The 27000-nt window shown below is 66.5% G+C and carries 25 protein-coding genes and 1 tRNA gene; 16 read left to right on the top strand and 10 right to left on the bottom strand.

Annotated elements, in window-relative coordinates; translation table 11 throughout:
* Positions 1-22: 22 nt before the first annotated feature.
* A complete protein-coding gene (locus EZ304_RS19400) occupies positions 23-1870 on the top strand; it encodes a patatin-like phospholipase family protein (protein ID WP_185959197.1) in 1848 nt (615 codons plus the stop codon).
* Positions 1871-1980: 110 nt separating this feature from the next.
* Here the strand turns inward: EZ304_RS19400 and EZ304_RS19395 are convergent, their stop codons facing one another.
* Together EZ304_RS19395 and EZ304_RS19385 are read right to left on the bottom strand one after the other, a co-directional pair.
* On the bottom strand, positions 1981-2934 hold the full coding sequence (locus EZ304_RS19395; protein WP_142807905.1) for a DUF1028 domain-containing protein: 954 nt from the start codon (positions 2932-2934) through the stop codon (positions 1981-1983).
* Between the two features lie 427 nt (positions 2935-3361).
* Positions 3362-4729, bottom strand: coding sequence for a helix-turn-helix domain-containing protein (locus EZ304_RS19385; RefSeq protein WP_099551532.1), 1368 nt, complete (start codon positions 4727-4729; stop codon positions 3362-3364).
* Between the two features lie 114 nt (positions 4730-4843).
* Here EZ304_RS19385 and EZ304_RS19380 point away from each other — a divergent pair, with 114 nt between their 5' ends.
* From EZ304_RS19380 to mmsB, 5 genes are read left to right on the top strand one after another with little or no spacing between them, the layout of a single operon-like run.
* Complete coding sequence (locus tag EZ304_RS19380) at positions 4844-6349, top strand: CoA-acylating methylmalonate-semialdehyde dehydrogenase (protein ID WP_099551531.1); 1506 nt, start codon at positions 4844-4846, stop codon at positions 6347-6349.
* Between the two features lie 14 nt (positions 6350-6363).
* Entirely contained in the window at positions 6364-7530 is a 1167-nt protein-coding gene (locus tag EZ304_RS19375) for an acyl-CoA dehydrogenase family protein (RefSeq protein WP_142807903.1), read from the top strand.
* On the top strand, positions 7527-8324 hold the full coding sequence (locus EZ304_RS19370) for an enoyl-CoA hydratase (protein ID WP_099559702.1): 798 nt from the start codon (positions 7527-7529) through the stop codon (positions 8322-8324). The genes EZ304_RS19375 and EZ304_RS19370 overlap by 4 nt, the downstream gene beginning before the upstream one ends.
* Positions 8321-9496, top strand: a complete 1176-nt coding sequence (locus tag EZ304_RS19365) for an enoyl-CoA hydratase/isomerase family protein (protein WP_142807902.1) — start codon at positions 8321-8323, stop codon at positions 9494-9496. Before EZ304_RS19370 ends, EZ304_RS19365 begins: the two co-directional genes overlap by 4 nt.
* On the top strand, positions 9493-10383 hold the full coding sequence (gene mmsB / locus EZ304_RS19360; RefSeq protein WP_142807901.1) for a 3-hydroxyisobutyrate dehydrogenase: 891 nt from the start codon (positions 9493-9495) through the stop codon (positions 10381-10383). Before EZ304_RS19365 ends, mmsB begins: the two co-directional genes overlap by 4 nt.
* Before the next feature lie 251 nt (positions 10384-10634).
* Here the strand turns inward: mmsB and EZ304_RS19355 are convergent, their stop codons facing one another.
* Positions 10635-11060 carry an organic hydroperoxide resistance protein gene (locus EZ304_RS19355; protein ID WP_004153735.1) on the bottom strand — a complete coding sequence of 142 codons (426 nt, stop codon included), beginning with the start codon at positions 11058-11060 and terminating at the stop codon, positions 10635-10637.
* Positions 11061-11171: 111 nt separating this feature from the next.
* Positions 11172-12152: a cation diffusion facilitator family transporter gene (locus tag EZ304_RS19350; RefSeq protein ID WP_126928271.1), complete on the bottom strand. Its 981-nt coding sequence runs from the start codon at positions 12150-12152 to the stop codon at positions 11172-11174.
* Between the two features lie 208 nt (positions 12153-12360).
* Here EZ304_RS19350 and EZ304_RS19345 point away from each other — a divergent pair, with 208 nt between their 5' ends.
* Positions 12361-13815 carry a SulP family inorganic anion transporter gene (locus tag EZ304_RS19345; protein ID WP_142807900.1) on the top strand — a complete coding sequence of 485 codons (1455 nt, stop codon included), beginning with the start codon at positions 12361-12363 and terminating at the stop codon, positions 13813-13815.
* Positions 13816-13871: 56 nt separating this feature from the next.
* On the opposite strand, the gene EZ304_RS19340 is transcribed toward EZ304_RS19345, so the two are convergent.
* The 3 genes from EZ304_RS19340 to EZ304_RS19330 all read right to left on the bottom strand — a co-directional run bounded on the left by EZ304_RS19340 (position 13872) and on the right by EZ304_RS19330 (position 16395).
* Positions 13872-14081 (bottom strand): addiction module antidote protein, encoded by a 210-nt coding sequence (locus EZ304_RS19340; RefSeq protein ID WP_428999704.1) that lies wholly within the window; start codon positions 14079-14081, stop codon positions 13872-13874.
* A gap of 70 nt (positions 14082-14151) precedes the next feature.
* Positions 14152-15933: a peptidoglycan-binding domain-containing protein gene (locus EZ304_RS19335; RefSeq protein ID WP_099551523.1), complete on the bottom strand. Its 1782-nt coding sequence runs from the start codon at positions 15931-15933 to the stop codon at positions 14152-14154.
* A 42-nt stretch (positions 15934-15975) separates the two neighbouring features.
* Positions 15976-16395 (bottom strand): lysozyme inhibitor LprI family protein, encoded by a 420-nt coding sequence (locus EZ304_RS19330; protein ID WP_239503727.1) that lies wholly within the window; start codon positions 16393-16395, stop codon positions 15976-15978.
* Positions 16396-16616: 221 nt separating this feature from the next.
* Between EZ304_RS19330 and dusA the strand changes: the two genes are divergently transcribed.
* From dusA to EZ304_RS19310, 4 genes are all read left to right on the top strand, one after another.
* Entirely contained in the window at positions 16617-17648 is a 1032-nt protein-coding gene (gene dusA / locus EZ304_RS19325) for a tRNA dihydrouridine(20/20a) synthase DusA (protein WP_142807898.1), read from the top strand.
* Positions 17649-17861: 213 nt separating this feature from the next.
* Entirely contained in the window at positions 17862-18236 is a 375-nt protein-coding gene (locus tag EZ304_RS19320; RefSeq protein WP_142807897.1) for a hypothetical protein, read from the top strand.
* A 73-nt stretch (positions 18237-18309) separates the two neighbouring features.
* Entirely contained in the window at positions 18310-18993 is a 684-nt protein-coding gene (locus EZ304_RS19315) for a response regulator transcription factor (protein WP_004136763.1), read from the top strand.
* 25 nt (positions 18994-19018) lie between these two features.
* On the top strand, positions 19019-20443 hold the full coding sequence (locus EZ304_RS19310; protein ID WP_142807896.1) for an ATP-binding protein: 1425 nt from the start codon (positions 19019-19021) through the stop codon (positions 20441-20443).
* Between the two features lie 127 nt (positions 20444-20570).
* Here EZ304_RS19310 and EZ304_RS19300 read toward each other — a convergent pair whose 3' ends face one another.
* Both EZ304_RS19300 and EZ304_RS19295 read right to left on the bottom strand, forming a co-directional pair.
* Entirely contained in the window at positions 20571-21362 is a 792-nt protein-coding gene (locus tag EZ304_RS19300) for a zinc-dependent peptidase (RefSeq protein ID WP_185959196.1), read from the bottom strand.
* A complete protein-coding gene (locus EZ304_RS19295; protein ID WP_010486993.1) occupies positions 21329-21607 on the bottom strand; it encodes a hypothetical protein in 279 nt (92 codons plus the stop codon). Before EZ304_RS19295 ends, EZ304_RS19300 begins: the two co-directional genes overlap by 34 nt.
* A gap of 144 nt (positions 21608-21751) precedes the next feature.
* Between EZ304_RS19295 and birA the strand changes: the two genes are divergently transcribed.
* The 5 genes from birA (at position 21752) to EZ304_RS19270 (ending at position 25613) form a co-directional block, all read left to right on the top strand.
* Positions 21752-22720 carry a bifunctional biotin--[acetyl-CoA-carboxylase] ligase/biotin operon repressor BirA gene (birA, locus tag EZ304_RS19290; protein ID WP_099551518.1) on the top strand — a complete coding sequence of 323 codons (969 nt, stop codon included), beginning with the start codon at positions 21752-21754 and terminating at the stop codon, positions 22718-22720.
* On the top strand, positions 22717-23448 hold the full coding sequence (locus EZ304_RS19285) for a type III pantothenate kinase (protein WP_142807894.1): 732 nt from the start codon (positions 22717-22719) through the stop codon (positions 23446-23448). Before birA ends, EZ304_RS19285 begins: the two co-directional genes overlap by 4 nt.
* Positions 23449-23457: 9 nt before the next feature.
* Positions 23458-24306, top strand: coding sequence for an SPOR domain-containing protein (locus EZ304_RS19280; protein ID WP_142807893.1), 849 nt, complete (start codon positions 23458-23460; stop codon positions 24304-24306).
* Positions 24307-24346: 40 nt separating this feature from the next.
* Positions 24347-24422: transfer RNA gene (locus EZ304_RS19275), tRNA-Thr, on the top strand.
* Between the two features lie 234 nt (positions 24423-24656).
* Positions 24657-25613, top strand: coding sequence for a hypothetical protein (locus EZ304_RS19270; RefSeq protein WP_221931194.1), 957 nt, complete (start codon positions 24657-24659; stop codon positions 25611-25613).
* A gap of 1 nt (position 25614) precedes the next feature.
* Here EZ304_RS19270 and EZ304_RS19265 read toward each other — a convergent pair whose 3' ends face one another.
* Positions 25615-26409, bottom strand: a complete 795-nt coding sequence (locus EZ304_RS19265; protein WP_142807892.1) for a hypothetical protein — start codon at positions 26407-26409, stop codon at positions 25615-25617.
* Between the last annotated feature and the right edge of the window lie 591 nt (positions 26410-27000).

The following is a 27000-nucleotide window of genomic DNA, read 5'->3' as shown; positions in this document are numbered from 1 at the left end:
GGACAAGTACTGCGATCTGGTCATGAAAGGCGGCATCACCAGCGGCATCGTGTACCCCAATGCGGTACTGGCGCTGGCCCGCGAGTATCGCTTCAAGAGCATCGGCGGCACCTCGGCCGGCGCCATCGCCGCAGCGGTGGCGGCTGCGGCGGCCTGCGGTGATCGCCGCCAGCAGGCCGGTGAGCGCCTGCCCGGCGACGCGGGCTATGGCGGCTTGTCGGCGGTGTCGGCGCAGCTGTCGCGGCGCGGTTTCATCTACAGCCTGTTCCAGCCGGCGCGCGGTGCGCGTGCGGCGTATCGGCTGCTGGTGGTGCTGACCGGCAATGCCAGCCTGCCGCACAAGCTGCTGTGCCTGGCCATCGCGGTGTTCGAGATCGCGCCGCTTGAGGTGCTGGTGTCGCTGGCGTTGCTGCTGGGCCTGGGCTGGTGGGGCGGCGGCTGGAGCGGCGTGGCCGCCACGTTGCTGCCGTCGCTGCTGTGCGCCTACGGTGCGGGCGTTGCCGGTGCCGCGCTGCGGGTCGCGCGGGTGGCACGGCGCAACCTGCTGGGCCTGTGCAGCGGTCTCGGCCGCGATGCGCGCAAGCCGGCATTGACCGAGTGGTTGCACACGTGCCTGCAGCAATTGTCCGGCAAGCCGCTGGATGCCCCGCTGACCTTCGCGGACCTGCACGACGCACCGCGCTATGCCGGCGAACCGGACAGCCCGCATGCGATCAGCCTGCAGATGATCACCACCTGCGTGTCGCACAACGAGCCGCGCACGCTGCCGCTGGGTGGCGCGCAGTTCTGGTTCCTGCGCGAGGAGTTCGAGCAGCTGTTCCCGGCCAGCGTGGTGCAGTGGCTGGTGACGCAGGCCGGACCGCCGCTGGACGTGGAGGGACGACAGTACTACCACCTGCCGCCGGGCCCGCAGCTGCCGGTGCTGGTGGCCACGCGCATGAGCCTGAGCTTCCCGCTGCTGATCAGCGCCGTGCCGCTGCACGAACCTTCGCGCCGCGAGCGTCGCTGCGAGCCGACTGCGCCGGCGGCCGACCCCGAGCACAACGTGGCCGACAGCATGGAAGGGCTGACCAGCGCCGGGCAGGCCTGCGGCCCGGTGATCACCGCCTTCCGCATCTGCTGGTTCTCCGATGGCGGCATCAGCAGCAACTTCCCGATCCACCTCTTCGACGCGGCCCTGCCGCGTTGGCCGACCTTTGCAATCAACCTGGTCTACCCGCAGCACGCCGACGACGTGAGTCATGGCAGCAGCGGCCGCCAGGCGCTGGAACATGCGGTGTTCCTGCCGACCGAGAACCGGCATGGCTGGCAGCGCACCTACCAGTCGATCGCCACGCCGCTGGCCGCTGCCGAACTGGGTCGTTTCCTGTTCGCGGTGGTGGCGACCATGCAGAACTGGCGCGACCTGCTGCAGGCGCGCGCGCCGGGCTATCGCGACCGCATCGTGCATGTCAGCCTGCAGGGCGACGAGGGTGGCATGAACCTGGACATGCCACAGGAGGTGCTCTCCCGCATCGCCGACAAGGGCAGCCTGGCCGGTGCGCGCTTCTGTTCGTTCTCGTTCGAGAACCACTACTGGATCCGCTGGCGCAACCTGGCCTCGGCCTACCAGCGCTACACGCTGGAGGTAGCGCGCACCGATGACCCGGCGCAGCAGGTGCTGGCCTACCGTGCGGCCTATTCGATGGTCGCCCGTGGTGAACCGGCACCGCCCTCGTACAAGCTGGGATCGGAGGACAAGCGGCTGGCCTCCCAGCAGCTGTGGGGGCTGATGGTCGAGCAGGGCCGTAGCTGGGATGACCTCGGCCCGGACCTTACCGACGGCGCACCGCGACCGTTGCCGCAGATGAAGGTGACGCCGATCTACTGAGCCGGTCCCCGGTAGATCCACGCCATGCGTGGATGCATCTCCAATCGGGGGCAATCGGGGTCAGATCCGTTTTCCGCAGGAAAACGGATCTGACCCCTCCCCGGGGCGCCTCAGCGCCACGCCTCCACCACCGCATCACCCTGCAACGGCGCATACAGCGGCAACGCCAGCTCCTGCTTCACCCAGCCCGGATTGAGCGCACGCAGGCCCGCCAGATACTCGCGTGCCAGCGCCGTATCTCCCTGCTGCATGGCCAGCCGCGCCGCGCGCGCCCAGGTGCGGTCCCAGCCGTGTGCCAGTGACAGCGACGTTGCCAGCGCCGCGCGCGCAGCTGCCACATCACCCTTCTCCCAATACTCCTCCGCGCGGATGATCGCCTCGTTGGACAGACGCATGTCGTACAGCTCGCGCAGCTTCGCGACCGCGCGTGGATCAGCGTCCACGCGCAGGTCGGTGTCCTGCCAGTCGCCCCCCGGCGTGCGCACCAGCAGCGCCGCCGACCATTGCCCGCTGCGCTGGCCGCCTGCGGCCTGGCCCGCTTCCAGTGCCGCCAGCAGGCGCGCAGCCAATTCTCCGTGTGATGCGCCGAAGGCCCGTTGCATCGCGGCCAGCACCTCCGGCCCGGCCAGCCCATTGCCCTGCAGGCTCAGCATGCCCTCGCCCTGCGCGCCGGCCCAATCCGCCTGCTGCGCGGCAGCACCGGTGTACTGCGCATTGCCACCACGGGCACTGACCAATCCCACCTGCCGTTCGGCAAGCGTGGTGCCATCGAAGTTGCCATCTTCGTCCAGCAGCTGCTTCAGCACCTGCACGGGTGTGCGGCCCTTGGCCAGCAGCGCCAGCCCCTTCGAGCCGTAGGTCGGGTTGGTCTCGAACTGGCTGGCGACAGCCCCCACCTTCGCCTGTGCCCACGGCACCCCGACGCCACCGACGCCGAGATTGTGCGTGGCCACCGCCACACCGCAGTCGCCGGCCTCATTGCAGGCCGCAATGGAAAAGGTCGCCCACGCCGGCGCGGCGGTGGCAGTGAGCAGCAGGGCCAGGCAAGAGCGCAACAGGGACATCGGTGTCTCCATGGGCAGGCATTGCATTGGGATGCAGCCTACGCACGAAAGGTTTAGTAGATCCACGCCATGCGTGGATGGAATCCCATCGCAATCGAATATTTCGAACCTTCATCGAAGAGCATCCACGCATGGCGTGGAACTACCGTGTCGACCAAGGTCGACACCCACCAACAGCAGCGTGCCGACCAATGGTCAGCACCCACCAACAGCAGCGGGAAACTGTCGAAGGCGGGGTGGGTCCGGTTGCGGGGGCGTGAGCGCCATGGATGGCGCGACCGAGCCTACAGGGACGTATTCACGGCGTCCCCCGCAACCGGACCCACCCCGCATCCCACGGAATGGCAGCTTTTGCCTTTGTTGTTGCTGTTGCCGGCCAGCGGCCGGCACTACCACGGGTGCAGGGCGCAGCCCTGCCGAACCAACCCTATCGCCCCGGCAACTGCGCGAACGCGCGCTGCATGCAGTCCTCGCGCGGGCACACCCGGCAACCTGGCCCGATCGACACCGAATTGCCCGGGCTCTGCACGTCCAACCCCAGTGAATACACCAGCCGTTCGGCATGCTGCAGATCGCAGCCCAGCGCCACGGCGAAGGTCTTGCGCGGCTGCCCATGCCCGACCGGCCCGCTGCTGACCTGCCGCGCGAGCCAGAAATGGCGTCGCCCGTCGGGCATGCGCGCGGTCTGGGTCAGGATGCGGCCGGGCTGGTTGAACGCCTCGTAGACGATCCACAGCGGGCACGAACCACCCACCTGCGAGAAATGGAAATCGGTGGCCGAATGACGCTTTGACACATTGCCGGCGCGGTCCACGCGGATGAAGAAGAACGGCAGCCCGGGCGCGCTGCGCCGTGCCAGCGTGCTCAGCCGATGGCAGACCGCTTCGAAGCCCACACCGAACTGATGCGCCAGCAGTTCGATGTCGTAGCTGCTGGCTTCGGCCGCCCGCAGGAAGCGCATGTACGGCATCACCAACGCACCGGCGAAGTAATTCGACAAGCCAATCCGCGCCTGCGCGATGCGTGCCTCATCGGTGAAGCCGGCGCGTGCCACCACCGCATCGATCTGCGGCAGGTAGCCGTGCAGGGCCAGCTCGGCCGCCATCTGGAACGCCTGCTGGCCCGGCTCCAGGTAGTCCGGCAGCCACAACCGGCGCGTGCCGGCGTCGTACTGGCGCTTTTCGCGCCCGGCCTGCAGCGCGGCCACTTCCACCAGCACGCCATGGCGGTCGGCCAGCAGCTGGCGCAACCGGGGTGCCACATGCCCGGGCGACAACCCCCACTCGGCGAACAGGCGCTCGGCCAGTTCGTCCAGCTCGGGGATGTGGTTGTGCATGCGGTTGAAGAACTCGCGCACCTGGTCACCGGCAGGCAGAGTGCTGCCGGCACCCGGCTCGCCCAGCTGGAATTCCAGGGCGGCGGCATGTTCGCGCAGGGCCAGGTGGCGGCGGTGCAGGTCCAGCAGGGCGCGGCTGACCTGCGGCAGGTTGCCGGCCAGGGCGCGCAGCTCGATGGCGCTCACCTCGGCCAGGCCCAGGTCGCGGAGGGTCTCGCCCAGTGCCTCCTGCAGCGCGGCGGGCTCATCTTCGTCGAACAGTGAGGAAACATCGCCCAATACCTCACCCAGCTTTTTCTGCACCGCCGGCGTCAGTGGGCGCTTGTTGCGCTCGATCTGGTTCAGGTAGCTGGCCGACAGCCCCAGCGCCCGTGCCAGGTCGGCCTGGCTGTAGCCGCGCTGCTCGCGCAGGCGCAGCAGGCGGAGGCCAAGTTGCCGCTGGGTGGCTGAATAATTCACAGAATTAACATGAATCGTCTGGCGTGTTGGCCAGATTAAGCGGATTCAGCCCGGAAATCGAGGTGGGTGCTGTGAATAATGCCAAGCATCTTTCGAGCCCGTGGGATTGTCGTCATGACTGTTGCAGCGCCCCGTATCCGCATGCTGATCGATGGCCAGTTCATCGAATCGGCCACCTCCCACTGGCAGGACGTGATCAATCCGGCCACCCAGGACGTGCTGGCCAAGGTGCCGTTCGCCACCACCGGCGAAGTGGACGCCGCCGTCGCCGCCGCCAAGGAAGCTTTCAAGACCTGGCGCAAGACCCCGATCGGCACCCGCGCGCGCATCTTCCTGAAGTACCAGCAGCTGATCCGCGAGAACATGAGCGAGCTGGCCCATATCCTTACCGCCGAACAGGGCAAGACCCTGCCGGATGCCGAAGGCGATGTGTTCCGCGGCCTGGAAGTGGTCGAGCACGCTGCCGCCATCGGCAACCTGCAGCTGGGCGAGCTGGCCAACAACGTGGCCAATGGCGTGGATACCTACACGATCATGCAGCCGCTGGGCGTGTGCGCCGGCATCACCCCGTTCAACTTCCCGGCGATGATCCCGCTGTGGATGTTCCCGATGGCCATTGCCACCGGCAACACCTTCATCCTCAAGCCGTCCGAGCAGGACCCGATGGTGACCATGCGCCTGGTCGAACTGGCGCTGGAAGCCGGCATTCCGAAGGGCGTGCTGAACGTCGTCCATGGTGGCGAGGAAGTGGTCAACGCGATCTGCGACCACCCGGACATCAAGGCTGTGTCGTTCGTCGGTTCCACCCGCGTCGGCACCCACGTCTACAACCGTGCCTCGCTGGCCGGCAAGCGCGTGCAGTGCATGATGGGCGCCAAGAACCACGCCGTGGTGCTGCCGGACGCCAACAAGGAACAGACCCTCAACGCGATGGTCGGCGCCGCCTTCGGTGCGGCGGGCCAGCGCTGCATGGCCGCCTCCACGCTGGTGCTGGTCGGTGAAGCACGCAACTGGGTGCAGGACCTGGTGGCCAAGGCCAAGACCCTCAAGGTCAGCGGCGGTACCGTGTCCGGCACCGACGTCGGTCCGGTCATTTCCTGCAGCGCCCGCGAGCGCGTGGAAGGCCTGATCGCCTCGGGCGTGGAGCAGGGCGCCAAGCTGGTGCTGGATGGCCGCAAGCCGCAGGTGGATGGTTTCGAGAAGGGCAACTTCGTCGGCCCGACCATCTTTGCGGGTGTCACCACCGACATGCGCATCTACCAGGAAGAAATCTTCGGACCGGTGCTGGTCATCCTCGAAGCGGAAACGCTGGAAGAGGCCATTGCGATGGTCAACAGCAACCCGAACGGCAACGGCACCGCACTGTTCACCCAGTCCGGCGCGGCTGCGCGCAGGTTCCAGGAAGACATCGACGTCGGCCAGGTCGGCATCAACGTGCCGATCCCGGTGCCGGTGCCGCTGTTCTCGTTCACCGGCTCGCGCGCGTCCAAGCTGGGCGACCTGGGCCCGTACGGCAAGCAGGTGGTGCTGTTCTACACCCAGACCAAGACGGTCACCGCACGCTGGTTCGATGACGAGACGCTGAGCCACGGCGTCAACACCACGATCAGCCTGAAGTAACGGCAGGAGCAGCCATGAGCCACTCGATGACGACGGAACTGGACGAAGCACAGCAGGCGTACCGCGAGGCGGCGCGCGACTTCGCACTGGCCGAACTGGCGCCGCACGCCGCGCGATGGGATGCGGAGGGCATCTTTCCGCGCGAGGCGATCGCCAAGGCCGGTGAACTGGGCTTCTGCGGTCTGTACATGGACCCGGAAGTGGGCGGCAGCGGCCTGAGCCGACTGGACGCCGCCGTCGTCATCGAGGAGCTCGCCAACGTCGATCCGTCGACCGCGGCGTACATCAGCATCCACAACATGGCCTCGTGGATGGTGTCCAAGTGGGGCCAGCCGGCACTGCGCGATGCGTGGGGCACTGACCTGTCCTCGGGCAACAAGCTGGCCTCGTACTGCCTGACCGAACCGGGTGCCGGTTCCGATGCGGCCTCGCTGAAGACCACCGCCGTGCGCGATGGCGATTTCTATGTGCTGAACGGCTCCAAGGCCTTCATCTCCGGTGCCGGTGCCACCGAGCTGCTGGTGGTGATGGCACGTACCGGCGGTGCCGGTGCCGGTGGTGTCAGCGCCATTGCAGTGCCGTCGGACCTGCCGGGCATCAGCTTCGGCCGCAAGGAAGAGAAGATGGGCTGGAACAGCCAGCCCACCCGCGGCATCACCTTCGAAAACGTCCGCGTGCCGGTCAGCCACCTTCTGGGAGAGGAAGGCGGCGGCTTCAAGCTGGCGATGAAGGGGCTGGACGGCGGCCGCATCAACATCGCTGCCTGCTCGCTGGGTGCCGCGCAGGGCGCGCTGGATGCCGCACGCCGCTACATGGGCGAGCGCCGCCAGTTCGGCAAGGCGCTGGCCGAATTCCAGGCGCTGCAGTTCAAGCTGGCCGACATGGCCATCGAACTGGTCGCCGCGCGGCAGATGGTGCATTCGGCCGCGCGCAAGCTCGACGCCGGTGCCAGCGATGCCAACGTGTGGTGCGCGATGGCCAAGCGCTTCGCCACCGATGCCGGCTTCAAGATCTGCAACGAAGCGCTGCAGATCCACGGTGGCTACGGCTACATCCGCGAATACCCGATCGAGCGCCTGCTGCGCGACAGCCGCGTGCACCAGATCCTGGAAGGCACCAACGAGATCATGCGGGTGATCGTTGCCCGCCACCTGCTCAACACCGAAGAGGAACTGCGATGAAGGATTGGCGTACCCAGGAGCACGTGGGTCTGAAGGTCGAGGTCGATGGCCACACCGCCGTAGTCACCCTGCACAACCCGCCGGCGCACACCTGGACCGTGCACAGCCTGTCGGCGCTGCGCGACCTGGTGGGCGCGCTCAACGCGGACCGCGAGATCTACGCGCTGGTGATCACCGGTGACGGCGAGAAGTTCTTCTCCGCCGGTGCCGACCTCAACCAGTTCGCCTCCGGCGACAAGGCCGCTGCACGTGAAGCCGCACGCCGCTTCGGTGAAGCCTTCGAAGCGCTGTCCGCTTTCCGTGGCGTGTCGATCGCTGCGATCAACGGCTACGCCATGGGCGGTGGCCTGGAATGCGCACTGGCCTGCGACCTGCGGATCATCGAAGACCATGCCCAGGTCGCGCTGCCGGAGGCCACCGTCGGCCTGCTGCCGTGCGCCGGTGGCACCCAGAACCTGCCGCGCCTGGTCGGTGAGGGCTGGGCCAAGCGCATGATCCTGCTGGGTGAGCGCATCAACGCCGAGACCGCGCTGCGCATTGGCCTGGCCGAAGAAAAGGTCGGCAAGGGCGAAGCCAAGGCACTGGCCCTGGAATGGGCGAAGAAGGCCGGCAAGCAGAGCCCGACCAGCATCGCCGCCTGCAAGACCCTGGTGCAGTCCACCCGCACCGGCACCCACGCCTCGGCACTGGTGGCCGAGCGTGAAGCCTTCGTCGACCTGTTCGACACCGCCGACCAGGTCGAGGGCGTGACTGCCTTCCTGGAAAAGCGCGCCGCGCAGTGGAAGAACGCATGAGCACCGACACCGCTGCCGACGACGCACCGGTGCTGTTCGAAGAGCGCGTGGCCGGCAACGGCGCGCGCATCGGCATCGCAACGCTCAACGCGCCGCGTACGCTCAACGGTTTCTCGCTGCCGATGGCACACCTGCTGCTGAAGCAGTTGAATGCCTGGGCCGACGACGACGGCATCGCCATGGTGGTGCTGCAGGGCGCCGGTGAAAAAGCATTCTGTGCCGGCGGTGACCTGCACAGCCTGTACAAGAGCATGGTTGCCTTCCGCGAAGATGGCCGCCGCGACATCCGCGAGAACGACTACGCAGCGGAGTTCTTCGACGTCGAGTACCGCGTCGACTACCTCATCCACACCTACGCCAAGCCGATCCTGTGCTGGGGTCACGGCATCGTGATGGGCGGCGGCATCGGCCTGATGTCCGGTGCCAGCCACCGCGTGGTCAGCGAACGTTCCAAGCTGGCCTTCCCGGAAATCACCGTTGGCCTGTTCCCCGATGTCGGTGGCAGCTGGCTGCTGCCGCGCGTGCCGGGCAAGGGCGGCCTGTTCCTGGCCCTGACCGGCGCACTGCTCAACCCGGGCGATGCCATCTATGCCGGCCTGGCCGATGTGCACGTGACCGAAGAACGCCGCAGCGCGGTGTTCGACGCGCTGCTGCAGGTGGCCTGGTCGGGCGATGCCGCACACAACCACGAACGCCTGACCCATCTGCTGCAGTCGCACGCCAGCGACGCCGCCACCGGCCCGTTGCTGGCCCATGCGGCGCAGGTCGAGGCGCTGTGCGAAGGCGATGACCTGCAGGCCATCGTGGCGCGCATTGCCGGCCTGCAGACCGACGATGCCTGGCTGCAGGCCGCACAGAAGACCCTCGCCGCCGGTGCGCCCGGCTCGGCGCGGCTGGCCTTCGAACTGCAGCGCCGCAGCGCCGGCCAGGACCTGGCCAGCGTCTACCGGCTGGAGTACATCACCGCGCTGCACTGCGCCGCCCACGGCGATTTCGCCGAAGGCATCCGCGCGCTGCTGATCGACAAGGACCGCAACCCGCAGTGGAACCCGGCCACGCTGGCCGAGGCCACCGCCGAGTGGGCCGATACGTTCTTCGCTTCGCCCTGGGCCGATGCCGCGCATCCGCTGGCCGACCTGGGCACCCCCGTCGCTGAAAGGAGCCTGGCATGAGCCGCATTGCATTCATTGGGTTGGGCAACATGGGTGGCCCGATGGCCGCCAATCTGGTCAAGAACGGCCACACCGTGCGCGTGTTCGATCTGGTCCCGGCCGCGGTGCAGGCGGCCGTCGATGCCGGCGCCAGCGCGGCTGCGTCGGCGCGTGAAACCCTGGCCGACGCCGAAGTGGTGATCTCGATGCTGCCGGCCAGCCGCCATGTCGAAGGCGTGTACCTGGGCGATGACGGCATCCTCGCCGCGATTCCGGCCGGTGCACTGGTCATCGACTGCAGCACCATTGCCCCGGCGAGCGCGCGCAAGGTTTCCGAAGCCGCGGCCGCGCGTGGCCTGCAGATGATCGACGCGCCGGTGTCCGGCGGTACCGCCGGTGCCCAGGCCGGCACCCTGACCTTCATCGTCGGTGGTGAAAAGGACGCGCTGGAACGCGCGCGCCCGGTGCTGCAGGCGATGGGCAAGAACATCTTCCACGTGGGCGCCAGTGGTGCCGGCCAGGTTGCCAAGCTGTGCAACAACATGGCGCTGGGCGTGATCATGGCGGTGACCGGCGAAGCCATCGCGCTCGGCGTGGCGCACGGGCTGGACCCGAAGGTGCTGTCGCAGATGATGGCGGTCAGCACCGGCCGCAGCTGGGCCACCGAAGTGTGCAACCCGTGGCCGGGCGTGCTGGAGAACGCGCCTGCGTCGCGCGGCTACAGCGGCGGTTTCGGCAGCGACCTGATGCTGAAGGACATGGGCCTGGCGGTGGAAGCGGCGATGAGTGTCGGTGCCTCGATCCCGCTGGGCGAAGTGGCCCGCAACCTGTATTCGATGAACCACCAGGCCGGCCGCGGCAAGCTGGATTTCTCCAGCGTCGTGCAGCTGATCACCAGCGACCAGTAACTGGTCGCTGGTCCGCGCATTCCACCTTATCCCCGCGCCGTTGGCGCGCCCCCTTGAACAACAAGGGGGCTCTTCTCCAGAAGGAAGGGGGCTCTTCTCCAGAAGGATGGATGCGCGCCGCAGCGAATGCGTCCCCGGCCACGTGCCGGGGCCCACCCGAGGTGGGATGGGCGGATGCCCGGTTTCGACCGGCATCCGCCCATTTTTTTGCCCCGCGCGGGTAGTGCCGGCCGCTGGCCGGCATCACCCCATCAGGCAACGATCAGCGTCACGTCGATGTTGCCGCGGGTGGCATTCGAGTACGGGCACACGATGTGCGCCTTCTGCACCAGTTCTTCCACCTGCTCGCGCGGCACGCCCGGCACGTTGATGGTCAGCTCGGCTTCGATGCCGAAACCGGTCGGGATCTGGCCGATGCCGACCTTGCCGGTCACGGTGGTGTCGGCCGGCAGCGCGACCTTGGCCTGGCCGGCCACGAACTTCAGCGCGCCCAGGAAGCAGGCCGAGTAGCCAGCCGCGAACAGCTGTTCCGGGTTGGTGCCCGGGCCGCCGGCGCCGCCCAGCTCGCGCGGGGTCGACAGCTGGATGTCCAGCACGTTGTCGGAGGAGACGGAACGGCCTTCACGGCCGCCGGTGGAGGTGGCCTGGGCGGTGTACAGAACCTTTTCGATGGACATCGGGATGCTCCTGGTCGGTGAGTGGGTGGTGCGTTGGAGCCTACTTTGCCCGGTTTCCGCGTACGTTGGGTTGCAATGCGTACGAAAAACTTGATCGATCGTCCTGGCGACCTAGATCGTCCATTCGCGGTCGGTGGTGAACATGATGGTCAGCCAGCGGTCCGGTGAGGCCTCGCCCAGCGCATCTCCGATCTCGTCGCGCAGCTGATCCCATTCCACCAAGGGTCGCGGCGGGTCGTTTTCCGGCACCACGAAGAACAGCTCGATCTGCTCGCCACGCCCCACCTGCGCCACGTAGCTGCGGTGCTCGACGAAGCCGTGCTTGGCCACGATCGCGCGTGCCACCGCATCCACGTGCGCCTGCAGTTCCGGCGGGGTGACCAGCAGGATGCCGGCCAGCGCCCGGCGCACGGTACCGAGCGGGGCGATCATCACCAGCACGCAGACGAAGGCGAGGATGGCCGGGTCGATGTACGGCCCGATCCACGCCAGCGAGGTGCCCTGCACCAGCACGCCGCCGAGGAAGGCCAGCAGGTAGCAGGCCGACATGCTGGCCGCGATCACCCAGTTCTTCGCGTCCAACGCGATGAATTCCGAGCCGATGCGGCGGTTGGCGCGCAGGATGAACCAGGCCAGCGCACCTTCGCCCACGATCGACAGCCCGGCGAAGGCAATGGCCGGGCCCAGCGCGATATGGCGGCCACCGGACATCAACGCATCCACCGCATTGACCAGGGCATACAGCGCCGCGCCGATCATCAGCGTGCCGCTCACCCCCAGCACGATCGGCTCCAGATGCCAGAAGCCCATGGTGAAGCGCTGGTTGAGCCGCGATTGCAGCGCATCGGTCTGCGTGGACAGCGCGATCAACCGCGCCACCAGCAGCGACAGCCAGGTCATCACCACGTCGATCAGGCCATAGATGCCGTCGAAGATGATCAACGACGAATTGGCGAGCAGGCCGAACACCACGGCCGCCGCGGCCAGCAGCAGCGAAGCGGCGATCGACAGGCGAAGCACGCCCTGTTCGGTGGCGGGGTCGAAGAACTGCGGGCGGTGGGTGGCCATGGCCCGATTGTAGAGCGGCGCCATGCTTCACTGCCGTTGCGGCCTGCCGACGCTGTCCCTGGGCAGCCCTGTGCCGTAGACTGCCTCCCTCCCACGTACCGACGCCCGCCTGCAGTGATCACGCCACCCTGACCCTCGCCGTACATCGGCAGCCGGCCTGCCCGGCTCAGGAACCCGTGTCTTTCCACTGCAGCGCCATGCGGCCACGCCCGCCTGCGCGCGGAGTTTTCCCATGCAAACGTCCTACCCCCTGCGCCAGCAATGGCTCGGTAACATCCGTGGCGACCTGCTCTCCGGCATCGTCGTCGCCCTGGCCCTGATTCCCGAGGCCATCGCGTTCTCGCTCATCGCCGGCGTCGACCCCAAGGTCGGCCTGTATGCCGCGTTCTCCATTGCCGTCATCACCGCCATCGCTGGCGGCCGCCCCGGCATGATCTCCGCCGCCACCGGTGCAATGGCGCTGGTGATGGTCGACCTGGTCAAGGACCATGGCCTGCAGTACCTGTTCGCTGCCAGCATCCTGGCGGGCCTGCTGCAGGTGCTCGCGGGCGTGTTCAAGCTGGGCTCGTTGATGCGCTTCGTCTCGCGCTCGGTCATCACCGGCTTCGTCAACGCGCTGGCGATCCTGATCTTCCTGGCACAGATGCCCGAGCTGATCGGCCGCGGCCCGACGGTGTACGTACTGTGCGCCGCCGCGCTGGCGATCATCTACCTGCTGCCACGCATCACCCGCGCGGTGCCGTCGCCGCTGGTGGCCATCGTCGTACTCACTGCCGTGGTGATCGGCTTCGGCGTGGAGGTGCGCAGCGTCGGCGACATGGGCCAGCTGCCCGACAGCCTGCCGCATTTCCTGCTGCCCGACGTGCCGCTCACCTGGGAGACGCTGCGCATCCTGCTGCCGGTGTCGGCCACGCTGGCGGTGGTCGGCCTGCTCGAATCGATGATGACCCTGCAGATCGTCGAGGACATCACCGAGACGCCCAGCGAGCGCAACCGCGAATGCGTCGGCCAGGGCGTGGCGAATACGGTCACCGGCTTCCTCGGCGGCATGGCCGGCTGCGCGATGATTGGCCAGTCGGTGATCAACGTGACCTCCGGTGGCCGCGGCCGCCTGTCCTGCCTGGTGGCCGGCGTGTTCCTGCTGGTACTGGTGGTGTATGGCAGCGACCTGGTGCGGCAGATCCCGATGGCCGCGCTGGTGGCGGTGATGATCATGGTCAGCATCGGCACCTTCAGCTGGCGCTCGCTGCGCGACCTGCGCACGCATCCGCGCAGCTCGTCTGCGGTGATGCTGCTGACCGTGGTGGTCACCGTGGCCACCCACGATCTGGCCAAGGGCGTGCTCAGCGGTGTGCTGCTGTCGGCCCTGTTCTTCGCGCGCAAGGTTGGCCGCATGCTGGACGTGCAGCGTGATGATGCTGGTGACACGCAGGTCTACCGCGTGCGTGGACAGGTGTTCTTTGCCTCGGCGGGGCAGCTGGGAGCGGCGTTCGACTACCAGCACGTGGCGCCGAAGGTGCAGATTGATCTGCGCGATGCCCACCTGTGGGACCTGACTGCCGTGGCCGCGCTGGAGCGAGCGCAGGAAAAGCTGGCCGCGCACGGTGCCGAGGTGACGGTGGTCGGACTCAATGCGGCCAGCAAGACGTTGATCGAGCAGGTGGGTGGCGCGCGCAGCGCTCACTGATCCGGCCATGTGGCCCGGTAGCGCCGGGCCACGCCCGGCGAATGAAGCGGTCGCGGTCAGGCCTTGCCGGCCTGCACGATCAGGTGCACCCCAAGCGCCGACAGCACACGTTGCACGGTATCGAAGCGTGGGTGTGCTCCGGGGCGCAGCGCCTTGTACAGGCTCTCGCGTCCAAGACCGGAGGCCTCGGCAACGCCGCCCATGCCGCGGGCGCGCGCCACTGTTCCGAGCGCCTCCTGGAAGTGGCCCGCATCACCAGCTGCCAACGCCTCGCTCAGATAGGTGGCGATTGCGATGTCATCATCTGCCGACAGCAGGCCCGTGGGCCTGTATTCCTTACGCCATCATGGCCCGCGGCCCATGCTGCTGGGTCTGCTGGTCGATCTTCTGCTGCTCGCGCTGCTGATCGCTCACCTGCAAGGCCCGCTCGCTGTTCTCCTGCACGCTCTGGCGCATCGCGTCAGCGGTCGATACCGGCGCGGTATTGCGGTTCAACGCGCTTTCGTCGTGCAGTGCATTGGCCTGCACCGCGCGCGCCATCGAGCCATCCTGGTTCAGCTCAACGCGATCAACCCGGTACAGGCCGGCGCGCGCAGCTTCCACGGTAAGCGCAGCGGCCAGCTTCTCGCTGTGCTCGCCGGAGGGCAGGCCACGCGCTTCCTCGGCGAACTTCACCTGCACCAGGGTCTCGGTGTACAGCCAGTTCTGCGGGCTGCGCGGGTCGGACATCGGGTACACCGTCTCGCGCGCTGGCTCGGCCGCTGCCTGCTGTTCCGGGGTGTTGCCCTGTCCCTGCGCACGCTGCTGCACTTCATTGGCCAGCGCCTGGCGGGTCTCCGCATCGGCGATGCCAGTCGCAGGCAGGCCATGCTGCTGCTGGAAGGTGTTGATCGCGTGGCGGCTGCCGCTGCCCAGATAGCCGTCGCTGCTGATGGCCTGGCCCTTGGCGTCGGTCAGCCCCAGCGCGGCCAGGTTGCCCTGCAGTTCGCGCGCGTCACGGTCGATCGCGGCCAGCGTGGCTGGGCCCGCCTTGCCGTCCACCGGGTCGAGATTGTGCTCGCGCTGGAAGTCTTCCACCGCCTTGCGGGTAGTGGCATCGAAGCGCCGGTCCGGATTCAGCGTCTGCTGGCCGTCAGCACTGGCATGGCCCAGCGTGACCAGGTTGCTTTCCAGCTTCAGCACGTCACGGCCGCTGGACCCTTCCTTCAACGTCTGCGAACCGGCCTGCTGGCGCGGTGCGCCGATCTGGCCCAGCGCCACCTGGATATCGGCGTCGTTGTGCTCACCGGCAGGCGAGTAGTCGCGGCTGCTGACCTTGGCATGGGCGCGGTCCATTGCGTCCTTGTTGTTGGCATACGCGTCCTCGTAGCGCACGGCGATGTCGCCGGCCTTGGGCGCATCGAAGTACTGGTAGGTTTCGCGGATCTGCCCGGCCTTGGCGCGCAGCGCCTCGTAGTCACCGCCGTCTTCCAGCACTTTCTGCAGCTTGGGCAGCTGGCTGGGCAACTGGTTGGCGGTCTTGGCGATCAGGCTGATGGCTTCGAAGCGGTTTTCCTCGGCGATGCCGCTGCCGTGCGCGTCCACCATCGTCATGCCGATCCGGGTGGCGTTGCGCACCTGCGGGTAGTCGATGTTGGCGTGGATCCACTGCTTGCCCTCGGCCGAACCGGCCCAGGCGTTGATGCTGTCGCGCGTGTTGGTATCGATGAACTGGATCGAGCTGCGCCCGCTCAGGCCATTGCCGTGGCTGAGCAGGTCGCGGCGCAGGTCGGCGTGGTCCTGGGTGAAGGGCAGGTTGTGCGCCTTGGCATAGCTGCTGGCCTGATCGATCACGGCGTCGACATAGGTCGTTTCGCCGGCCTTCAGTGCATGGCCGTCGATGGCGCCCAGCGCCCATTCGCCACGCTGGCCGAAGTCGACCTGGATCGCGCCCAGGCTGTAACCGCTGTTCTGCGCGACTTTGTTCACCGTGCCCCAGTGCGGTTCGGTCACGCCCTGGGTGATGCCGGCGATGGCCAGATGGTAGGAGGCGGGGCCACCTTCGGTGCCACGGCCGACGGCGAAATACACGGCGCCGGAGGTGGCATCGAGATCGTGGGTATCGATGTTGGTTGGCATGTCTTACATCCTTGTGCAGTCAGAGGGTGTGCCCCTCATGGGTCAGTCCAACAGCTGGAGATACTTCTGCAGCTGGTCGGCACGCGCGCTCAGGCGCATCACATCGTTCAGCTCGCCCTGCAGGTTGCCGGGCTGCGAATCGTCGTAGAGCGCGGTATCCAGTTCTCCATCGCGGCTGCGCGACTGCAGCCACGCGCGCTGGGCATTCACCAGCTTGGTCTTCTTCGCGCCACTCAGCTTTGCCTGCAGCTGGCGGTAGGCCTGGTTCAGGCGCTGGTCCTGGCGCGCGCTTTCCGAGGTAAGGCAGGCGGCCTGCTCGACCGCACCCTGCGCCTTGTCACGGCAGGTGGTGAAGGTCGGGCTCAGCCCGGTGGCCGCCGGTGCTGCGGTTGCCGTGCCGATGGCCAGGGTGGCGACGGCCAGCGCGGTGGCGAGGGTCCTGCTCAAACGCTTGTGCTGCATCATCTGCTCCACACGTCCAATCCATTGCGAGCGCTGGACTATAACGGCGTCAATATTTCGTCGTCGTCAACGAATCGCGACAACTGTGACCGGTTGCCCGTCATTGCGGGTGGGCGCCGTCCGGTCTGCGTACGGCCCTCGGGCCGGGGGCGCTGCAGCGGTATCCGGGCGCCACCCGCTGCCATTCAGCCACCCGGTGTAAACTATTGATCTCACTGGCAATGCCAGTCTCCACGATCAACACCCCGATGACGTCCGCCACCGCCCTTTACGCCGATTCCCTGCGCCTGTCCGTCGCCCCCATGATGGATTGGACGGACCGCCATTGCCGCGTGTTCCATCGCGTGCTGGCGCCGGGCGCGCGCCTGTACACGGAGATGGTGCACGCCAACGCAGTCATCCACGGCGACCGCGAGCGCCTGCTCGGCTTCGATGCCAGTGAACAGCCGCTGGCCCTGCAGCTGGGCGGCAGCGATCCGGCCCTGCTCGCGCAGGCCGCGCGCATCGCCGCCGAGTGGGGTTACGACGAGGTCAACCTCAACTGCGGCTGCCCGTCCGACCGCGTGCAGGCCGGGCGCTTCGGCGCCTGCCTGATGCGCGAGCCGGCCCTGGTGGCCGAGTGCGTGACGGCCATGGTCGATGCGGCCGACATCCCGGTGACGGTGAAGTGCCGCCTCGGCGTGGACGAGGACAACGATTACGACGTATTCGCCGCCTTCGTCGACCGCCAGGTCGCCGCAGGTGCCAGCATGGTCGTGGTGCATGCGCGCAACGCGTGGCTGAAGGGCCTGTCGCCCAAGGAGAACCGCGAGGTTCCGCCGCTGAAGTACGACTGGGCCCATCGCCTGAAGCAGGAGCGCCCGGCGCTGCCGGTGGTGATCAACGGCGGCCTGGCCAGCATCGAGGCGGTACAGGCGCAGGCCGCGCACGTTGATGGCGTGATGCTGGGCCGCGCGGCCTACCACGACCCCTACCTGCTGCATCAGCTGGAGGCGCTGCACACCGGCGCCCCGCTGCAGGCCCGTGGCGATCTGCTGCGCGCGCTGCGCCCCTACGTGGAAGCGCGGTTGGGCGAAGGCCTGGCGCTGAAGCACATCACCCGCCACCTGCTCGGCCTGTTCCACGGCCAACCTGGTGGCCGCGCGTTCCGCCAGGTGCTGAGCGAGGGTGCACACCGCCCAGGCGCCGACTGGACCCTGGTCGAGCAGGCGCTGGCGGTCACCGAACGCGAAGCGGATCGTGCTGCAGCGTGATCACGGTCACACTCCTGGCTTGACAAGGCGCGCCGATTCGTCCCGAATGTTCACTTAGCTGAACAACGCAGGGGCGAGGCCGGAAAAGTTCAGACCGGATTCACCGCCCCAAACCAAGAATTTGCAAAGGAATTGTAAAGCGCCGGGTCCCGAACCCGGCTCCCGGATTTACGACTTTTGAACGAATCGCCGAGCTCGGCTAGGATCGCATCGATGTCTTCCGCTCCCTTCCATTGCCGCATTGCCTTCGCCACCTGCGTGGTGCTGTCGGCTGTGCCGCTGTCGTCGGCGCTGGCGCAACAGCCGCCGCGCGGCGACCAGGGGCGGGCGGAGATGATGGAGCGGGGCGAGCGTGGCAACCGTGGCGACGAGCGTTCGCTGTCCGATGCCGTGCGCCGCGTGCAGCGCACCACCGGCGGCCACATCCTCGGCGCCGAGCGCGTGCCGTTCGATGGTCGTGACATCAACCGGGTGAAGTACATGGACGACCGGGGCCGGGTCCGCTACATGGACGACCCTGCACCGTCGCGTTCACAGCCGCGCACGCCGCGGTCGGATATGTCATCACTACGCGGCGATAACCCCTGAACAGGGATAGTTGTCGCTATCAACCCGTACCCCACAGGCCTCCGGGCCACACCCAGGACACTAGGGAGAGTTCATGCGTATCCTTCTGGTCGAAGACGAAGCCCCGCTGCGTGAGACCCTGGCAGCCCGGCTCAAGCGCGAAGGCTTTGCCGTCGATGCTGCGCAGGACGGCGAGGAAGGCCTCTACATGGGGCGCGAAGTTCCGTTCGATGTCGGCATCATCGACCTCGGCCTGCCCAAGATGTCGGGCATGGAGCTGATCAAGGCCCTGCGTGACGAAGGCAAGAAGTTCCCGGTGCTGATCCTGACCGCGCGTTCGAGCTGGCAGGACAAGGTCGAGGGCCTGAAGCAGGGCGCCGACGACTACCTGGTCAAGCCGTTCCATGTGGAGGAGCTGCTGGCCCGCGTCAATGCGCTGCTGCGCCGCGCCGCCGGCTGGAGCAAGCCGACCCTGGAATGCGGCCCGGTTGCCCTTGACCTCGCCGCGCAGACCGTCAGCGTGGCCGGCAGCAATGTCGACCTGACCAGCTACGAGTACAAGGTGCTGGAGTACCTGATGATGCATGCCGGTGAACTGGTCTCCAAGGCCGACCTCACCGAGCACATCTACCAGCAGGACTTCGACCGCGACTCGAACGTGCTGGAAGTGTTCATCGGTCGCCTGCGCAAGAAGCTGGACCCGGATGGCGAACTGAAGCCGATCGAGACCGTGCGCGGTCGCGGCTACCGTTTCGCGATTCCGCGCAACGAGGGCTGAGCCGGCTCAGCCTGGCGAGACCATGATGTCCGGCCGTCTGTGGTTCTTCCGACGCTGGCGGCCGCGCTCCCTGCAGGCGCGCCAGATGCTTGCCGCGTCCGTGGGCCTGGTCGCGTTCCTGGCGCTGGCCGGTTACGCGCTCGACGCCGCCTTCGCCGATACGGCGAAGGCAAACCTGCGTGAGCGCCTGAAGAACTACGCCACCGCTTACGCGGCCGGCATCGACTTCACCCGCGACCGCTCGCTGTACATCCGCGAGCAGCCGCCGGATTCGCGCTTCGACGTGCCGGGCAGTGGCCTGTACCTGCAGGTGGTGATGCCGCACGGCAAGGGCAATTCGATGTCCGCCGAAGGCCCGATGCTGCCCACCGTCGGCGGCGGCCTGCTGGCGCCGCGCCAGGAAGTGTTCGAAGGCCCGCTGCCGATGATCCAGATCGACGGCAGCCAGGGCTCGGTGTACCGCTATGGCCTGGGCCTGGTGTGGGACGCCGACGCCGACCCGGCCACCGAATTCCCGTACACCATCTACGTGATGGAAGACTCGCGCGCACTGGGCGCGCAGCTGCGCGTGTTCCGCGGCCGTGTCTGGTTCTACCTGGGCGGCATCGGCCTGATCCTGCTGCTGCTGCAGACCGTCATCCTGCAGTGGAGCCTGCGCCCGCTGCGTCGGGTGATCACCGAGCTCACCAAGGTGCAGCGCGGCGAGACCGAGCGCATGAGCGAGCGCCACCCGCGCGAGCTGGAACCGCTGACCGACAGCATCAACGCCTTCATTGAAAGCGAGCGCGAGAACCTCGAGCGCCAGCGCAACACCCTGGCCGACCTGGCACACAGCCTGAAGACGCCCATCGCCGTGCTGCGCACGCAGATGGACAGCGGCGCCGGCGATGGCGCGCTGCGCGAGGAACTGGACGTACAGCTGCAGCGCATGAACAACCTGGTCTCCTACCAGCTGGCACGTGCCGCATCATCGGGCCACAAGCTGTTCTCCGCACCGCTGCCGATCGAGTCCAACGCCGAGGAAATCGTACGTGGCCTGGAAAAGGTCTACGCCTCCAAGGGCGTGCTGTGCGAGTTCGACATCGACCCGGCCGCGCGCTTCCATGGCGAACCGGGCGACCTGCAGGAACTGCTCGGCAGCCTGCTGGAAAATGCCTTCAAGTGGGCCAGTCGCCGCGTGCTGCTGACCGCGCAGCCGCTGCCGGCACCGAACGCCCGTCGTGCGGGCCTGCTGCTGGCGGTGGACGACGATGGTCCGGGCATTGCCCCGGACGACATCGGCAAGGTGTTGCAGCGTGGCGTGCGTGGCGACGAGCGCGTGCAGGGCCACGGCATCGGCCTGTCGATCGTGCAGGACCTGATCAAGGATTACCGCGGCGAACTGGCCGTCGGCCGTTCCAGCGAACTGGGCGGCGCCCGTTTCGAAGTGCGCCTGCCGCCGGGGCCTTGAGCCGCGCGTTCCCGTCCGCCGGGCATCGCCTGGCGCAACAACGCGTGCTGTTCCGGTAGTGCCGGCCGCTGGCCGGCAACCTGATGATCTTCGGTGGCATTGCCAGGGTGCCGGCCAGCGGCCGGCACTACCGTATTTCGATCTTCGGCGGCTCGCCATAGAACCGCCGCAGTTGCGCGGCCACCTCCGGCAACGCCTGCTGCAGCAGATCCGGCGCCGAGAAGTGATACTCGCTGGCCACCGCGAAGAACTCTTCCGGTGCTTCGGCCGCATACGGATCGATCAGCGTTTCTTCGCCTGCGTCCACCTGCGCACAGAAGGCGTCGTAGGCGCGCTGGAAGGTGGCGGCCCACTCGCGCTGCCATTCGCGCGGCAGCGGCGGCGTGCCGTCCATCGCGTCATCCAGCGCATCCAGCTTGTGCACCATCTCGTGCACCGCCACGCAGTAGCCCTCGTGCGGCGCGGCCAGGTCGGCCTGCACGTCGGCCCAGGACAGGATCAACGGACCGCTGTCCCACGACTCGCCGATCAGCTCGTCATCCCACTCGTGCAGCACGCCGGCCGCATCCATGTGGCTGCGGTGCACGCGGAACGCGTCGGGGTAGATCACCAGTTGCGACCAGCCCTCCAGTCCCACCTTGCCGAACTCCAGCAGCGGCAGGCAGCACAGCGCGGCCAGCAGCACACCATCGCCGGCCTGCAACTGCAGATCACCGATCGGGGTGATGGTCTTCTCGTGCAGGAAGCGCGTGGCCAGCTCGCGCAGGCGCGCGCGGCGTTCGTCGTCCAGGCCGCGCAGCCACGCCGCGCGTTGGCAGGCGTCTTCCCAAAGTGCATCGTCGATCGGCCGCGGCGCAGGCCGCAGCCACTGCAGCAACGACTTGATCAGCGGAACATTCCCGGCAGGTAGCTGTGCCACTTCGGCGCGCGGATGCGCGGCAGCATGTCGTCGTCGCTACCACCGCCGCCGGTGGTGGTGCTGGCCGCCGGGCGTACCGGTGCCGCCTTGGTGCTGGCGGCCGATGCGCTGGCGGTGGGTGCGCGCTGCGAGGCGGCATCGCCGTTGGAGGACACGCAGGCCCCACGGCTGTCGTCCAGCGCTGCCGTCGCAGACGCCGCGAAGGGCATCGTCAGCAGGATCAGGCAATGGGCATAACGGCGCATTGACGACATCCACGTTAAGGGAAGGTGAGTTCCCGATTCTAGCCCGAACCCGGCGCCCCGTTGGAAGCCCTCGCGGAACCCAGCGTGGCGGGCGTCGTTGGCAGCTTTCCCGCATAATTCCGTCCTGACTTCGTGGAAGCTGCCGTGGACGACCGCCAATTGCTGGCCAAACTCGCTGCCGGTCGCCTCTCCGGCGACGCCCTGGCCCGTGAGCTGGGCCAGACCCGGGCGGCCATTTGGAAGCGTATTCAAGGACTTAGAGCCGCCGGTGTGGACATCGAGGGCCGCGCTGGCGAGGGCTATGGCCTGACCCGGCCGGTCGATCTGCTGGACCCGGCCGCGATCCGCGCCGGCCTTCCCGCCGACGCCCAGGCCCTGCTGCATGACCTGCAGGTGGCCTGGACAGTGGACTCGACCAACGCCGAATTGCTGCGTTGCAGCGCGCCCCAGCGCGGGGTGAGCGTCCTGCTGGCCGAACGCCAGACCGGTGGCCGGGGGCGCCGCGGCCGCACCTGGGCCTCGCCGCTGGCAGCGCACGTCTACCTGTCGGTGCTGCGCCTTTACTCCGGTGGCCTCGGCCGCCTGGCCGGGCTGAGCCTGGTGGCCGGCATCGCCGTGGCCGAAGCGCTGCACGATCTGGGGTTTACCCAGGCGCAGCTGAAGTGGCCGAATGATCTGATCGTTGATGGCCGACGCAAGCTGGTCGGCCTGCTGGCCGAGGGCGGTGGCGAATATGCCGGCCCGGCGCGCGCGGTGATCGGCATCGGCATCAACACGCACATGCCGCCGTCGTTCGCCGAGCAGATCACCCAGCCATGGGTGGATCTGGACACGCTGGCTGGCAAGCCGGTGGACCGCAACGTGGTCGTTGCTGCCGTGCTGGCGCGCCTGCTGCCGGCGTTGGAAGAGTTCGACCGCGAAGGGCTGGCGCCGTTCCTGCCGCGCTACGCCGCCTTCGACATGCTGGCCGGCCGCGAAGTACGGGTGGAACTGGATGGACAGTGGCAGCACGGCACCGCACTCGGCCTGGCCGATGACGGCGCACTGCGCGTGCGCATCGATGGCCAGGAACGCCTGCTGCACGCCGGCGAAGTCAGCGTGAGGGCGGCATGAGCGATTGGTTGTTCGACCTCGGCAACTCGCGCTTCAAGTTCGCGCCGTTGCAGGGTGACCGTGCCGGCGACGTGCAGGCCTGGGCACATGGCGCCGAAGGCATGGCCGGGCAGCCGCCGCACAGCCTGCCCAGCGGCACCACCGCGTTCGTGGCCAGCGTGGCCGCACCGTCGCTGACCAGCGCCATGCTGGACCAGCTGCAGCGTCGCTTCGCGCACGTGCACGTGGTACGCACCAGCGCCGAATGCGCCGGTGTGCGCATCGCCTACGCCAGGCCGGAAAAGTTCGGCGTCGACCGCTTCCTGGCCCTGCTGGCCGCTGCCAAGGCGCAGCGCCCGGTGCTGGTGGTGGGCGTGGGCACCGCACTGACGATTGATCTGCTCGACGCCGACGGCCAGCACCACGGTGGCCGCATTTCCGCATCGCCCACCACCATGCGCGAAGCACTGCACGCGCGTGCGGTGCAGCTGCCCGCGAGCGGTGGCGACTACAGCGAGTTCGCCAACGACACTGCCGATGCGCTGGCCTCCGGCTGTGATGGTGCCGCGGTGGCGCTGATCGAACGCAGCGCACAGCAGGCGCACGCGCTGCTGGGCGTAGCACCGTCACTGCTTGTGCACGGCGGCGGCGCACCGGCGCTGATGCCGCTGCTGCCCGGCGCCGACTACCACCCGTCGCTGGTGCTGGATGGCCTCGCCCGCTGGGCGGTGCACCAGCCCGCAGGCTAGTATCCGCGCATGCTGACCCGTGCCCTGATCGTCGTACTGGCCATCCTCAATCTTGGCGTCGCCTGCTGGTGGCTGCTGCGCGATGCACCGCAGAGGCCTGCGCCGCCGCCGCAACCGGCCGGTGTGGCCGAGCTGCGCTGGGTGCCCGGTGGTGTTGATGCGGCTGCGGCCGCCGAAGCCACTGCTGCTGCCCCGACTGCGCCGCTGATGGAGCACGACCCGGCCGCGAAGACGGCTGTGGCTGCGACGCCCGCGCCGGCTGTGCCGGCAAAGCCGGAAATTGCCAAGTCGCAGGTGGCTGAGGCTACGCTGGTTGCTGCCGCTGCCAAGCCGGTAACACCGCCTGCAGCCGCCCCGGCGCCGGAAAAACCCGCAACCCCGCCCGTGGCTGCCGAACCGCCGCGCTGCGTCGCGCTGGGCCCATTTGCCGACCGCGCCGCCGCGACCAGCGCGCAGGGCAAGGCCAGCACGCTGCTCAGCCAGGTGCGCCTGCGCGAACAGCCCGCTGCCAGCGGCAGTGCCCGTTACCGGGTGATGCTGCCGGCGGCCGCCAGCCGCGAAGAGGCCCAGGCCACGGTGAAGCGCATCGTCGCCGCCGGCCTGAGCGACTACTACATCATCAGCCAGGGCGAGGACGCCAACGCCGTGGCGCTGGGCCAGTACCGCAACCGCGAAGGCGCCGAGCGCCGCATGGCCGCCGTGCAGGCCGCCGGCTTCCAGCCGCGCCTGGTGGCCAGCGGCGACGCCGGCCAGTGGTGGCTGGAAGGGCAGCTGGCGGCGGGCACGCAGCCGGCCCAGGCCCAGCAGCGCAGCGGCGCGGCACAGAGCCGGTCGCTGGAATGCGCACGATTGCGCTAGAATCCCCTGACTGCGGCGCTGCCGCCGATGCACCACCCATGCCGCTTTAGCTCAGTTGGTAGAGCAACTGTCTTGTAAACAGTAGGTCATCCGTTCGATTCGGATAAGCGGCACCAGTAACTCGTTGAATTCAAATGATTTGCTGGCGAGGCGGTGGCGCCAAAGAGTAGGATTTGCCGGTAAAAAATACCGGTAAAGACAATTCAAGAGTTCATGTTCCACAAAGCCCTGAACGCTAGCAGCATCAAGGCCTTTGGCGCTTGTGATGATTGGAAGGCCAACTGTTTTTCATTGCGCCTATCAGGAATCTAGAGTATGCCCAAGCTCTTGCCCAGAGACTGCTGTCGACCATGGACAGTCATCCGGACGTGCCGAAATTTGGACTTTCAGGTGACCGTTTCACCTCGGAGCGGATATTAAGCAGAGTTTTCTGGATGATTGCGAGGACAAGCAAATTGCTTAATTTCGATAAATCTTGGCGTTTCAAAAGTCCGGGTCCCATCCCGCAAGGCGTTGTCCGTGATTTTTACGATCTGATCGAGAAAATCACGGCGCAGGGTGATGTATGGCGTGCAGTTGAGCAATGCAAAAAACGCTTCGGCGGGACCGGCCGAAGCAGCAGCTTGGACTGGGCGTGGAGCGACTTATCTCGGTTCATGGATACCTCGGCTGAGAATGCTCCTGTGTTTATCGAGAGTTTTTGGAGTTGCTGCGAAGATCTTGAACAATCCGGCTTGGGCGTGCCAGATGTCCAAATTATCAATGCTGTCCTGGCGGAACATGATGCGGGCTATGAAATTCAACTGCCTGATTTAATCGCAACGCGCGCCTATAGGTCGATCATCGTTCCGCATCTGGCGCCCTCGCTGGATGAACAGGCCCGCGCGCTTATCGCCGAATGCCTGGAAGAATCTGAACGGCTGCTTGATGCGGGTCAGGGCCGGCGCGCGGTTCAGGAAATTATTTTCCTTCTGGAATCGATCGTTACAGCCTTTCGGGGCATGGGCGAAGACACAGTGACGATTCAGGGGAAGTATTTCGGGCCCATCATTAACGAGATGAAAAAGCGGGAGCGGGGAAAGGCGCAGGAAAACATTCTGACTTGGATGACGACCTTGCACGGCTACCTTTCATCGCCTACGGGAGGCGGGGTGCGCCACGGAACCGATCTCAAAAATGGCATCGCGATCCAACCGCACGAGGCACGTCTGTACTGCAACCTCGCGCGCAGTTATCTCACCTTTTTGCTCGAAGAGCACGATCAGCAAACCAATGGCGCGTCTCTGAGGCCGCAGGGCGCGTATTAATTTAGAAGCAATTTTCTAGGAACGATCGCACATGTTCAGCGCGTGTGGCGATGATAGAGCCCGCGCCGGAAGGCCAGCCCCAAACAACGCCCGTCACCCTCGCCATTGCGGGCGTCCATTGCTCATTCATCATCTTGGCCCTGACAAAGCCTGTATCCCAGACAGTCGATCCGCTAAACCCGGGCGGAGTTGGCAAGCCAGTATCTCCTATAACGGATTTCGCCAAATTCGGATTGTAGTCGAGTGCAAAATGGAAGCGAGGATTAATGTCAGGATGCTCAGGGACGTCGATTTCTTTCGACAAATAGCAAATGCATTGGCTGTTAAGCTGATTGTAATTAAAACTGACCTTTTGGCCGGCGAACCCAGAGAAAGCGAGAATTTCCGAATTGACGGGTTCGTGAGCTAAGGCGATCAGATCCAACGTAATCGCCTTGGAATTGTGCTCAACAGCATTCCAGGCAGACATAGCGACAGGAAGCAGACCGAGATCGAACGGAGCAGAAAGATCGTGAGAATTTCCGTCAAAAAGGCGGATATCGTCTTGGCCATCGAACTGATAGGCCAGCTTTCGACCGTCCCGTATCACTGACGAGACATGCTCATTGGTGAGGACATACACTTTGTCGCTTAACCGAAGATACGATCCGCTTCCCCATCCCGCCCCCCATTCGTCAACATCATTTGTAAAATGCTCGAAGACCCCAGTCCGGTACGGCCGCAAATAGTTGGTCATGGACTTGGTGAGGTCAGGTATCGCGTCGTACCATTCTTTTTCGGTGAACAACAAGGTCACTTTCTCCCCCTTGGCCTTGAATATAGAAATATAGATTATAGAGTATTCGGGTTAAAAAATACGAAAGCCGGTTTATCGCCTAGGCTGCGCGATTTTACTATGATAGCGATCGCTTCTTGCGGCCTCTGTGGCACTCCCTGTCGATGCAGAATCCCGCATGCGCTTGCTATATCTCCAATCACCAAGTGGCCGCTCCACTCGGATAACTGCCGTTCAAATCACGCTGTCTTTAACGGCCAAAGTGGGTCGAAAGCGTTTGGTATAGCTTGGCGTTTAGCTCAGTCCCACATTTTTCAGTTCAAGCGATATCGTTACCTCGCCGCTTCTAGAACTTTCGCTCGGATTCCTGATGGCTGCCCCGGACCAACCTGACATCTCAGGGCCGCAACGTGAGGTACAACGGCTCCTGGGCCGTTGTCTCTTGCGCTTGCAACAGTACGAGCGCCTGCTGGCTGTTTCCATTGCTCAGGCAAACTAGCTTGTAAGCAGTAGGTCATCCGTTTGATTCGGATAAGCAGCACCAATCGGGAATCACCGAAACGCCCTGAAAATAAGGGTTTCAGTAGCAAGGGCCAGCGAGCTGCGCCGGTC

This window comes from Stenotrophomonas maltophilia, from assembly GCF_006974125.1.
Taxonomy (GTDB): domain Bacteria; phylum Pseudomonadota; class Gammaproteobacteria; order Xanthomonadales; family Xanthomonadaceae; genus Stenotrophomonas; species Stenotrophomonas maltophilia_O.
The sequence above is the reverse complement of the archived record's forward strand: the minus strand, read 5'-3'. Positions and strand labels throughout refer to the sequence as shown.